Source organism: Vibrio vulnificus NBRC 15645 = ATCC 27562 (assembly GCF_002224265.1).
GTDB classification, from domain to species: domain Bacteria; phylum Pseudomonadota; class Gammaproteobacteria; order Enterobacterales; family Vibrionaceae; genus Vibrio; species Vibrio vulnificus.
In genome coordinates this window covers 2,267,550-2,278,927 of sequence record NZ_CP012881.1, presented here as the reverse complement: position 1 = coordinate 2,278,927, position 11,378 = coordinate 2,267,550, and the positions used below count along the sequence as shown (strand labels likewise).

General features: G+C 48.5%; 9 protein-coding genes. 8 read left to right on the top strand and 1 reads right to left on the bottom strand.

Annotated features, from left to right (window positions below; translation table 11 throughout):
• The first annotated feature begins 47 nt into the window (after window positions 1-47).
• Window positions 48-1,871, top strand: a complete 1,824-nt coding sequence (locus tag AOT11_RS10595; protein WP_026060784.1) for a DUF3413 domain-containing protein — start codon at window positions 48-50, stop codon at window positions 1,869-1,871.
• A 78-nt stretch (window positions 1,872-1,949) separates the two neighbouring features.
• Here AOT11_RS10595 and AOT11_RS10590 read toward each other — a convergent pair whose 3' ends face one another.
• The gene (locus AOT11_RS10590) at window positions 1,950-2,927 is read right to left on the bottom strand and encodes a TDT family transporter (protein WP_026060785.1); all 978 of its coding nucleotides are present in this window, start codon (window positions 2,925-2,927) and stop codon (window positions 1,950-1,952) included.
• Between the two features lie 108 nt (window positions 2,928-3,035).
• Between AOT11_RS10590 and AOT11_RS10585 the strand changes: the two genes are divergently transcribed.
• The 7 genes from AOT11_RS10585 (at window position 3,036) to glpD (ending at window position 11,342) form a co-directional block, all read left to right on the top strand.
• Window positions 3,036-3,932 carry a LysR substrate-binding domain-containing protein gene (locus AOT11_RS10585; RefSeq protein WP_011079700.1) on the top strand — a complete coding sequence of 299 codons (897 nt, stop codon included), beginning with the start codon at window positions 3,036-3,038 and terminating at the stop codon, window positions 3,930-3,932.
• Between the two features lie 104 nt (window positions 3,933-4,036).
• Complete coding sequence (locus AOT11_RS10580; RefSeq protein ID WP_017420245.1) at window positions 4,037-4,351, top strand: YebG family protein; 315 nt, start codon at window positions 4,037-4,039, stop codon at window positions 4,349-4,351.
• 366 nt (window positions 4,352-4,717) lie between these two features.
• Complete coding sequence (gene dapD / locus AOT11_RS10570; RefSeq protein WP_017420246.1) at window positions 4,718-5,749, top strand: 2,3,4,5-tetrahydropyridine-2,6-dicarboxylate N-succinyltransferase; 1,032 nt, start codon at window positions 4,718-4,720, stop codon at window positions 5,747-5,749.
• 494 nt (window positions 5,750-6,243) lie between these two features.
• Window positions 6,244-7,095 (top strand): MIP/aquaporin family protein, encoded by an 852-nt coding sequence (locus tag AOT11_RS10565; RefSeq protein ID WP_011079697.1) that lies wholly within the window; start codon window positions 6,244-6,246, stop codon window positions 7,093-7,095.
• 67 nt (window positions 7,096-7,162) lie between these two features.
• Complete coding sequence (glpK, locus tag AOT11_RS10560; protein WP_011079696.1) at window positions 7,163-8,680, top strand: glycerol kinase GlpK; 1,518 nt, start codon at window positions 7,163-7,165, stop codon at window positions 8,678-8,680.
• Window positions 8,681-8,860: 180 nt separating this feature from the next.
• A complete protein-coding gene (locus tag AOT11_RS10555; protein ID WP_011079695.1) occupies window positions 8,861-9,628 on the top strand; it encodes a DeoR/GlpR family transcriptional regulator in 768 nt (255 codons plus the stop codon).
• A 172-nt stretch (window positions 9,629-9,800) separates the two neighbouring features.
• The gene (gene glpD / locus AOT11_RS10550; protein WP_017420249.1) at window positions 9,801-11,342 is read left to right on the top strand and encodes a glycerol-3-phosphate dehydrogenase; all 1,542 of its coding nucleotides are present in this window, start codon (window positions 9,801-9,803) and stop codon (window positions 11,340-11,342) included.
• Window positions 11,343-11,378 lie beyond the last annotated feature (36 nt).

Here is an 11,378-nt window from a genome sequence, read left to right as displayed (position 1 = left end):
CTCGTTTTTATCAATTTTATTTATAACTCGCTATGGGATTCAAAAAGATGTTGCGAAAACTCTCCTCCAATAGCGCGTGGCTGATTGCTTTTTTTGCTTGCTTCACGGTTTATCTGTCCATCGCCTGTTACCCGTTTGTACTCTCGTCTGATCCCTCTCAAGATCTGTCTGGAATACAGAGCGTCTATCTTATTGCTACCCAGTTGGGCTGGCTCGGTTTACTCAGCTTCCCCATCATGCTGCTCAGTCTTCCACTGACGCTGTTGCCAACTCGGCTGTTTAAAGGCATCGTCATCACACTTGCCGCTCTGTTAGTGATTGCGCTGAAGATCGACATCACGGTTTTCCAACACTATAAATTTCATATTAACGGCTTGCTGATCCGCATGTTTTTTGATGGCGGAAATGAAGTCTTCAATATCTCTTGGCTAAGTTGGTTAATTTTCATCTCGGAGATTGCGGTGATGTTCATTGGCCTCGCCATCGCGGTATGGCTCAGCAAGCTTCTCGCTAACAGCAAACTCAAGTTCGCTTTTGTCGCATTGTGGTTTGTTATGTTGCTGAGCAGCCAAATGGTGCATGCGTATAAAAATGCGTTGTACGACAATGAGGTCAGCCAATTTACCAATAACTGGCCGCTTTATTACCCACTCACCGCCCGCTCCTTCATGTACAAAAATGGCTTTGTCGATGAAAAGATTGCGGCGCAAAATCGCGTTGAGTTGAAAAACGTCGAGGGCAGTCAACTGGACTACCCACTTGAGCCCGTCAGCTTGCCGACACAAACAAAACAACCCAACGTGCTGTTTATCTTAGTGGACGCTTGGCGACACAGTGACGCCACGGCTGAAATCATGCCTAACGTTAGCCAATTTGCGCAAAAAACGGCCAACTTTTCGCAACACATGAGTGGCGGCAATTCTACCCAAGCGGGCATATTTAGCCTGTTCTATAGCCTGCCTGCCACCTATTGGGACAGTTTTTACGCCAGTCAAACCGCCCCAGTGTTTATGGATAGCCTGCAAAGCGCCGGATATCGCATGGGAATCTTCGGTTCAGCGTCGCTAACCAGCCCTCCACTGTCACGCACAGTGTTTAAAAACGTCAAAGATCTGCGCTTGAAAACACCAGGAACAACGCAAGTTGAACGCGACGCGCGCATTACTGAAGACTTTATCGCCTTTGAAGCTCAGCCGAGTAACCAACCCTATTTCGGTTTTCTGTTCTACGACTCTGCCCATGGCACCGAGTTCCCTGAACCAGAAGGCGCGAAATTCACACCGTATTGGGAACGCGTAGATCACATCTTGCTCAACAACGATTTTGATGCCGATCTGTACCATAATCGCTACAAGAATTCGCTCTACTACATTGATGGCTTAATCGGCAAAGTACTGAGCAAGATTGATTTGGAGAACACCATCGTGGTTATCACCTCGGATCATGGTGAAGAGTTTAACGATAATCGCATGAACTATTGGGGGCATTCAGGCAATTACAGCCAAGCGCAAATTCACGTACCTTTGTACCTCTACGCACCAGGCCAAGCCGCCAAGACTTACGATTATCGCACCACCCACTTTGATGTGGTGCCCACACTGATGGCGATGCTTTTTGATAATAAAATGAATACTGCCGATTTTAGCGTTGGAGACAACTTGTTCGACGCGAGCAAATCTCGAGATTGGTTTATCGCGGGGAGCTACTACAACTATGCACTCGTCGGCCAAGAGATGATGATGGTGGTTAACCCGGCAGGAAACTCAAAACAGCTCAACAACCAATTGAAAATTGTTAAAGACCACAAAGTGCCGGTTAATGTGATTCAGCAATCACTGGAACTGATGTCGCGCTTCTATCACAAGGGCTAACGACCGTTTTTCTCGCCATTAAGCAAAAACGCCTCGCATGATCTGCGAGGCGTTTTTTCTCTACGACACCATTCGATACTAGGCAAATTTGCCAAGCACGCTGCGTTTTGGCAACACCACTAAATTGTAGAAGTATTGCACCGCGACATATCCCACCACAATCGTGGCCACCAACAGCTCGACACCAGCCAGCATTCTCACTTGTTCAACATAGTGGCCGCTTAAACCTGCCTGTTGCATCCAGTTGGCCATTTTAAACAGTGCAGTGGCACCAATCACCATTGGGAAAGTAAACGCCGCATAGCCAGGGCTAAAAGGCAAACGAAGCAACTTAACAAACGCGAGGTAAATAATCGCCGTCATCAGTACGGCAATACCAAATAGCAACGCAATAATCACTGGCGAAGGTTGAGCCGTCACGGTTAAGTAACCTGCCAATGAAAGGCTCGCTGGTGCGGCCATAATTGCCATCGTTGGTTTGGCGGCATCTGGCACTTCATGCGTAAACATAAAACGGTAGATCATCAATGGCAACATCACCGCGTAAGCCACCATACCAAACACAAGTGCACCGTGCGCAATAGGGGCTAAAGCAGGATTACCCGAGAAAGAAACATCCGCAACAATGATACCGACCGGTGGTACAAACCAACTTGGTACCATGTGGTGAAGTTCGAAGTTTTGAGCACGATGGTACAAGAAGCTCACAAGAAACACGATATGCAGTACAACGGCGACCAACCAAAGTACATCTCCCGCAACAGGGAAAAAGTGCCCTAGCGAGTTTGAGACGACCATCGTTCCCATCGCAAATGTTGGTACAACACTCCCCACTACTGGGTGTGCAAGATCTTGCTGCAATAGGTGGCGATGAAATAGAAATTTAATCGCCAAGATAACCAGCAAACCGCTGGCGATTGCCGCACTTATCCACTGTCCATAGCCGTTTAATGTTGCCAAGTTTTCCCAACTCCAGCCTAAGCTCGCAATACCAAGCGCCAAACCTGCCATCGGTGTTGGAGCGCCCATTACTTTTGCTTTTGTTCTTTGAATCATCACGACCTCAACAAGGCTATCTTTGTATGGCGCTATTTTATGCTTGCTTAATGTTTGAAGATATCTAATTATTTAGAACCAACGTTCAATATTATTTAACGAGAGAGCATGGCAAGTCACATTTCTCTGAAACAACTCAAAGTGTTTACCACCATCACTCAGCACAACACGCTCACCGCGGCTTCGGAAAGTCTCTTTCTTTCCAAAGCGGCAGTGAGCATGGCGCTGTCCGAGTTGGAGAAGCAAATTGGTCATCATCTGTTTGATCGCGTTAATAACCGTTTGATTCTCAATCAAGAAGGGCAAAAGCTCTTGCCATTGGCCGATGAGCTGTTGAGCCGAGCCAGCGCGATTGAGTCGCTGTTTGATCAAGACATGACACTGTCAGGTCAACTTCGTATTGGCGCTAGCGACACCATCGGTAATCAAGTTGCGCCCTATTTGCTCAGCGATTTTCGCCGCCACACCCAGCATCAAGCACAGAGCCTGTTCATTTCTAACTCGGCGCAGATCTGCGATATGCTGGTGGACTACGAGCTCGATATCGCCCTGATTGAAGGCAAAACACTGCATCCCGAACTTAATGCGACCCAGTTTAGCGAGGACGAAATGTGTGTCATTTGTCCGCCCGATTTTCCTCTTGAACTGAATGGCTCAATCTCACTCACTGAACTGGAGAACAGTCAGTGGATTTTGCGCGAAGCCGGCTCTGGCTCACGTGAATTTTTCCATCGAGTTATCGCGCCACGCATAGAGCATTGGCATGAAGCCTTTCAGCTCAACACTACCGAAGCGTTGATCAATTCGGTTTCCGCAGGACTTGGGCTTGGCTGCTTATCCCGCCTCTCGGCTGACCATGCTGTACGAGATGGTCGCGTGAAAATGATCCCGATGCCACTCGACATGAAGCGCCGCTTTTGGCTGCTGGTACACAAAGAAAAGTATCAAAGTCCGTTACTTAAAGCTTTTATCGATTTTTGCCACCATTGGCATCCCGAACGATAGCGGAATTCAGCTCTCATTTTGACGCGAGTCAATGGACATTACTGATGAAAAGCTGTATAAACGCACAGTACAATTTCTGGACTATTTAACTTAGAGGATTAACCATGGCTGTTATCGTCAAGTACGTGGTAGAACGCAACGGAGAAGAGAAAATGACTTTTACCTCTAAAGCGGAAGCTGACGCATACGACAAAATGCTGGATATGGCAGATGAGCTTTTCGACTTACTAGGTAAAAGCGATCTTCTTGAAGATGAAGGCAAACAAGAAGACTTGGCGATGTTCCTCGCTCAGAACAAAGAAGAGCTTCTTTACGCGCTAGGCGCAAAACGCCGCCCAACGCCGAAAAAAGAAAAGAAGCTAGCCGCGGTTGCTGATGACGCAGCCGGCGAAGATGAATCAGCAGAAGACGCCGCTTAATCTTCGCAAACAATGTCGAATAAAACCGTCGCCCTGTGCGGCGGTTTTGATTTTGGCGACAAAATACAAAATATACCCAAACCACTTGAAGTTGCGGGTAGGCGGCAAATGAGTGAATCCCATGAGCATAGATAACCTATGTGATTGGTGTGAACGAATGCAGCCAACACCGCTGCAGCTTCAAGTAGGAAGGATATAGCCATACGAAGAAATATATCGTTAAAAAGACAAAGGGTATCCATCTACAGACTTTCTCCCTTTGAGGGGTTTAAAGTCTTTTTTTGTCTCTTTATGATGGCTATAACTTAATTCCAGCGCTTGCCAGTGAATGGCGCGTGACAAAGACTCAACACATGGAGATCAACTATGGCTTTCTTTTCTCTCGCCTTTGGTACAGCAACCAAAAACCGCGACGGCAAAATCATCGAAGCGTTTTTTCCAAACCCTGTTCTTAACCCAAGCGAGGCGCTAGTCAACGCTCTAGCAGCCGTTGCGGGCTACGAGCAAGGCAACCAAGCTATCGAGATCTCTGCGGCGCAAAGTGCAGAACTGGCAGCAGCGTTTGAAGCAAATGGTGATGCAGCAAACGCCTCTTTCGCAGCAAAAGCGGCAGAGTCAGCACAACCACTGGTACTGGTTATTCTTGCTACTGACGAGCAGCCACAAAGCGTTGCTGAAGGTTTCCTAAAACTGCAACTCATCTCTAACCGCCTAGTTCAACCACACGGTACCGTACTGGACGGCATTTTCGGTCTACTGCACAACATCGCATGGACCAACGAAGGTCCAATCGATCTACCTGAACTGGCAGAACGCCAAATCGAAGCGCGTTTAGCTGGCCGTGTCCTCACTGTCGATTGCGTCGACAAGTTCCCTAAAATGGTGGATTACGTGGTACCAACAGGCGTGCGTATCGCCGACACGTCTCGCGTACGTCTTGGCGCTCACGTTGGTGAAGGCACAACTGTCATGCACGAAGGCTTCATCAACTTCAACGCGGGTACCACTGGCGTAAGCATGGTTGAAGGCCGCATCTCTGCGGGTGTTGTTGTCGGTAACGGTTCTGACATTGGGGGTGGTGCATCGATCATGGGTACCCTATCTGGCGGCGGTAAAGTGGTCGTGTCTATTGGTGAAAATTCACTACTTGGTGCAAACGCAGGTCTTGGTTTCCCATTGGGTGATCGCTGTACGGTAGAATCTGGCCTTTACGTAACCGCTGGCTCTAAAGTACGCATGCTTGATTCCACAGGCCAAGAAGTCGAAATGGTTAAAGCGCGCGATTTAGCAGGTGTATCTGACCTACTGTTCCGTCGCAACTCAGTGACGGGCCAAATTGAATGCTTGGCGAACAAAACTGCGGTAGAGCTCAACAGCGAGCTGCACAAAAACAACTAATCTCGTGCATTCTGAGATAGCGTTAGTTCGAGCCCTTCATCAATGAAGGGCTTTTCTTTTTCGAAAATTCTCCTCAACCGCTTCGCTTTCCTTTTCACTCCAATTGGTACGACCAGAACTGCATCAATCTGCTGAGATCGTATCCAAACAGCAATAGACAACGAAATTCATATCACATTTCCACAACACGCTTCAGACGATTACGTTAATTAAATGTAATATTCACAGCCACTTACACTCATTCACTACGCATATACTTCCTTTAATATTGCTTACGGAAGCTGATTTATTGCTGCCTTCTTATCCGTAAGAGTGAAAAAGTTCAAATGATGACTTAATTAACAAAAAACCTACCTTTCATTAATGAATTTATGCTCGAACGCGCATTTTGAGTGTTTGTTTATTTTCGCAATCGTTTAAATGTGCAAAATAGCTTGTGTGCATGCAGTAGATAATAAAAAGCACAAATAACGTGAACTTAAAGGACGCTTACCATGACTAACAAAAAACACACTCTTTTCGGAGAGTGCCTGGCCGAATTCATCGGTACAGGGCTACTTATATTTTTCGGTGTTGGCTGCGTGGCAGCACTGGTGCTTGCTGGTGCTCAGTTCGGCCAATGGGAAATCAGTATCGTTTGGGGCTTTGGTGTCTCGATCGCGATTTACTGTACGGCTGGGGTATCCGGCGCGCACATCAACCCCGCGGTCACCATTGCCTTAGCGGCATTCCACGGCTTCGATAAAGCGAAAGTGGTCCCTTACATCATCGCGCAGTTACTGGGCGCATTCTGCTCTGCGGCTCTGGTTTATACCCTCTACAGCAACTTGTTTACTGACTACGAGATCGCGCATAACTTTGTTCGCAGCAGCCAAGAAGCCCTTGCTACAGCAGGTATCTTCTCCACCTACCCACACGCTTCACTCTCCTTCTTTGGTGCGTTTGCGGTGGAATTTGTCATTACTGCGGTATTGATGTTTGCCATCCTCGCCTTAGGTGACGAGCACAATGGTGCACCACGTGGCGCTATGAACCCGCTGTTGATTGGTATCTTGATTGCGGTGATCGGTGGTTCATTAGGTCCACTAACGGGCTTCGCTATGAACCCAGCACGTGACTTCGGACCAAAACTGTTCGCTTACTTCGCAGGTTGGGATTATGCCCTAAGCGGTGGTCGAGACATTCCTTACTTCATCGTACCGATTTTGGCGCCGATTGCAGGTGCGTGTTTTGGTGGCTGGCTCTATCCAAAAGCGATTGCGGCATACTTACCGAAAGTAGGCTCAGGTTGCACCATTCCGAACCAATGTGAAACGGAAGAAGAAGCCAAAGAAGCACGCGCATAATTAGCCGCTTGCTCTGAACGACACAAAATTAACTAAAATAGTAATAACGAAACAAAAGGATCCTACCATGACTGAGCAGAAGTACATCGTTGCACTGGACCAAGGCACCACCAGCTCTCGTGCTGTGGTTTTAGATCACGACGCGAACATCGTTTCTGTCTCCCAGCGCGAGTTCACTCAGATTTACCCACAAGCAGGCTGGGTAGAACATGATCCAATGGAAATTTACGCGACTCAGAGCTCTACACTCGTTGAAGCACTGGGTAAAAAAGGCATCCGCAGCGACCAAGTGGCTGCCATCGGTATCACCAACCAACGTGAAACCACCATCGTTTGGAACAAAGAAACAGGCAAGCCTGTTTACAACGCCATTGTTTGGCAGTGCCGTCGTACTGCCGACATCTGTGAGGACCTAAAAGCGCGCGGATTGGAATCTTACATCCGCGAAAACACGGGTCTTGTACTTGACCCTTACTTCTCGGGCACCAAAGTAAAATGGATTCTCGATAATGTTGAAGGGGCACGTGAAGACGCCGAAGCGGGCAAACTGCTGTTTGGTACCGTTGATACTTGGCTGGTCTGGAAGATGACCCAAGGCCGCGTGCACGTCACTGACTACACCAATGCCTCCCGCACCATGCTGTTCAACATCAATGACCTATGTTGGGATAGCAAACTGCTCGAAGAAATGGGCATCCCAGCGTCGATGATGCCAGAAGTAAAACGCTCATCGGAAATTTACGGCCAAACCAACATTGGTGGTAAAGGCGGTACGCGTATTCCTATCTCAGGCATTGCGGGTGACCAACAAGCGGCTCTGTACGGCCAAATGTGTGTCGAAGCAGGCCAAGCGAAAAATACCTACGGAACGGGTTGCTTCTTGCTGATGAACACCGGACAAGAGAAAGTGACCTCACGCAACGGTTTGTTGACCACACTAGCGTGTGGACCAAAAGGCGAGCCTGCCTACGCACTGGAAGGGGCGGTCTTTATGGGCGGCGCTTCGATTCAGTGGCTGCGTGATGAGCTGAAACTGATTTCCGATGCGCATGATTCCGAATACTTCGCCACAAAAGTGGACACATCAAACGGCGTGTATGTGGTGCCAGCCTTTACGGGTTTAGGCGCACCGTACTGGGATGCCTATGCTCGTGGTACCATCGTTGGCCTAACTCGTGGCGTCAACTCAAACCACATCATCCGCGCAACGTTAGAAGGCATTGCCTATCAAACCCGTGATGTACTGGACGCCATGCAAGCAGACTCTGGCATTAAGCTCTCTGCTCTACGCGTAGATGGCGGCGCTGTCGCCAACAACTTCCTCATGCAGTTCCAATCTGATGTGCTTGATACCGAAGTGCATCGTCCAAAAGTCACTGAAGTGACCGCACTGGGCGCTGCGTACCTAGCGGGCTTGGCCGTGGGTTACTGGAACAGCATTGATGAGCTTCAAGGCAAAGCAGAGATCGACCGCAGCTTCCTTCCTCATCAAGATGAAGAGAAACGCAGCCGACGCTATAAAGGCTGGAAACGTGCAGTCAAATGTGCGCAAACTTGGTCTGAATTGCGCGATCTCGAAGATTAAAATCACCTCCCCCCAATTTTGGGCGTCTTTTGACGCCCTTTTTTGTTGTTTCACACGAATTCTTGACCTCGACAACTTCTATGAACTCATCATTTAGCGCACAATAGCCTGAGTGATTATTTTCGAATGCCAGCATTTCTGCCAAAAGGATCATTGAGGCAGAGGCATCAGGGAGACAAAGTGAAACAGATTCCAAGACACCAACAAATTATCGAGATGGTGAAAAAACAAGGCTACGTGAGTACCGACGAGCTAGTCGAGAAGTTCAATGTCAGCCCACAAACCATTCGCCGCGATCTGAATGAGCTTGCCGATGCAAACAAAATTCGCCGCTACCATGGTGGAGCAACTATCCCACTCAGTTCAGAGAACACCTCTTACTCCACGCGCAAAAAAGAACATTTCACCGAAAAAGATTTGATTGCCGAAGAGTTGGTGCAGCACATTCCCGATGGCGCAACGCTGTTTATTGATATCGGCACTACACCAGAAGCGGTGGCCAAAGCTCTGAATAAAAACCACAAGCAGCTGCGCGTTGTCACCAACAACATCAACGTTGCCAGTATTTTGCTGAGCAATCCTGAGATTAAAGTGATTCTTGCCGGCGGCGAAGTTCGCAACCGTGATGGCGGTATCGTCGGTGAAGCAACACTCGACTTCATCAAGCAGTTCCGTTTGGACTTCGGCATTCTTGGCATCAGTGGCATCGATTACGATGGCTCACTACTCGATTTCGACTACCATGAAGTGCGTGTGAAACAAGCCATCATCGAAAACAGTCGCAGCGTGTATCTGGCCGTTGACCACAGTAAATTTGGCCGCAATGCGATGGTCAAGCTGGGGAATATTTCGCAAATCAATATGCTGATCACCAATGAACAGCCACCAGAAGAGATCACGGCGATTTTGAAAGAGCAGCAGATCCCTTGCGTTGTCGCCGGCGAATAAACTTAAAAGGCATTTCCAAGCCCCGTCACTAAGTGTCGGGGCTTTTTTTGTGTTCAAATCACACAAACGAGCACAAACGAAAATAATAGCTGATCTCATTCGAAACTTAAGTTATGCTCATTTAAGTTTCAAAAATGCTCGTTCGAACAAAAACAACATTAGGTCAGCTCAAATGAAGAACAACTCCTCCACACCTACATCAACACTCGACATCTTGGTTGTCGGGGGCGGTATCAATGGCGCAGGCATCGCAGCAGATGCGGCAGGACGTGGCCTTAGCGTCGCACTTTTTGAAGCCAAAGATTTTGCCTCGGCGACCTCTTCAGCCAGCTCGAAACTGATCCATGGTGGTTTGCGCTATTTGGAACATTATGAGTTTCGTTTGGTCTCGGAAGCTCTGGCAGAGCGCGAAGTGCTGATCAAAAAAGCGCCGCACATTGCCTTTCCAATGCGTTTTCGCTTGCCGCACCGCTCCTATCTTCGCCCCGCGTGGATGATTCGTTGCGGGCTGTTTTTGTATGATCACTTAGGTAAGCGCACCACACTGCCTAGCAGCCATAAGGTGAACCTTGCTGAAACCGGGCTGCTGAAAGACGAAATGAAAATTGGCTTTGAGTATTCCGATTGTTGGGTCGACGATGCTCGCCTCACGTTATTGAATGCCATCAGTGCCAAACGCAATGGCGCAGAAGTGCGTAATTACTGCAAAGTGAGCAAAGCTGAGCGTGTTGACGGCCTTTGGAAAGTCACCATTGAAGATCAGCAAAATGGTGAGCAGTTTGTGCGTTACGCCAAAGCCTTGGTCAACGCCGCGGGCCCTTGGGTGAAACAATTTTACGATGACAGTTTAGATGGCCCATCACCACGCAACATTCGTTTGATCAAAGGCTCTCACATTGTCGTGCCACGCGTACATCCCGATCCGCAAGCTTACATCCTGCAAAACAACGATGGGCGGATTGTGTTTGTGATTCCTTATTTGGATAAATTCTCAATTGTCGGCACAACGGATGTCGAATACACCGGTGACCCTCGCCACGTGGCGATATCAGAACAGGAAGTTGACTACTTAATTGATATTGTTAATCAGCATTTTGTCCATCAACTGAGCAAACAAGATGTGGTGTGGACTTACAGCGGCGTCCGCCCGCTGTGCGATGATGAATCCGATTCACCACAAGCAATCACACGTGATTACACCATCGAGCTGGAACAGGAGCTCGACCAAGCTCCGCTGCTCTCTATTTTCGGTGGCAAACTGACGACATATCGCAAGTTGGCGGAGTCTGCCATGCGTAAACTCGCCCCTTATTTTGACAATATGGGCACACCGTGGACGGCACAGCAAACACTTCCCGGCGGTGATTTTAGCTGTACACGTGAGCAACTCGCCCACGCGTTACGCCAACAATATCCTTGGTTGAGTGCAACCTTAGCCTTCCGTTATGTCTGCCAATACGGCAGCGATGCACGCCAATTGCTCGCGGGGGCAGAAGAGGTATCAGCGATGGGTATCGAACTTGCCCCAGAGGTTTACCAGCGAGAACTGGATTACCTGATGGCGCATGAATTTGCGCAATGCAGTGAAGATATTTTATGGCGTCGAACCAAACTGGGCCTCTACCTCACCCCAGAGCAAGTACAAAGCGTGGAAAACTACATTGCAAAAAAGCATGCCGCCGCTCAGTCGCCTCAGTTACAACAGGCGAGCTGATCTTTCCCTAAGCTATTTGCACAATGATTAGAGTAG

Excerpts from the sequence above, each read along its gene's own strand:
- AOT11_RS10595 (WP_026060784.1), top strand. The coding sequence starts at position 48 with ATGTTGCGAAAACTCTCCTCCAATAGCGCGTGGCTGATTGCTTTTTTT.
- AOT11_RS10565 (WP_011079697.1), top strand. The coding sequence starts at position 6,244 with ATGACTAACAAAAAACACACTCTTTTCGGAGAGTGCCTGGCCGAATTC.
- AOT11_RS10580 (WP_017420245.1), top strand. The coding sequence starts at position 4,037 with ATGGCTGTTATCGTCAAGTACGTGGTAGAACGCAACGGAGAAGAGAAA.
- dapD (WP_017420246.1), top strand. The coding sequence starts at position 4,718 with ATGGCTTTCTTTTCTCTCGCCTTTGGTACAGCAACCAAAAACCGCGAC.
- glpD (WP_017420249.1), top strand. The coding sequence starts at position 9,801 with ATGAAGAACAACTCCTCCACACCTACATCAACACTCGACATCTTGGTT.
- AOT11_RS10590 (WP_026060785.1), bottom strand. The coding sequence starts at position 2,927 with ATGATTCAAAGAACAAAAGCAAAAGTAATGGGCGCTCCAACACCGATG.
- glpK (WP_011079696.1), top strand. The coding sequence starts at position 7,163 with ATGACTGAGCAGAAGTACATCGTTGCACTGGACCAAGGCACCACCAGC.
- AOT11_RS10585 (WP_011079700.1), top strand. The coding sequence starts at position 3,036 with ATGGCAAGTCACATTTCTCTGAAACAACTCAAAGTGTTTACCACCATC.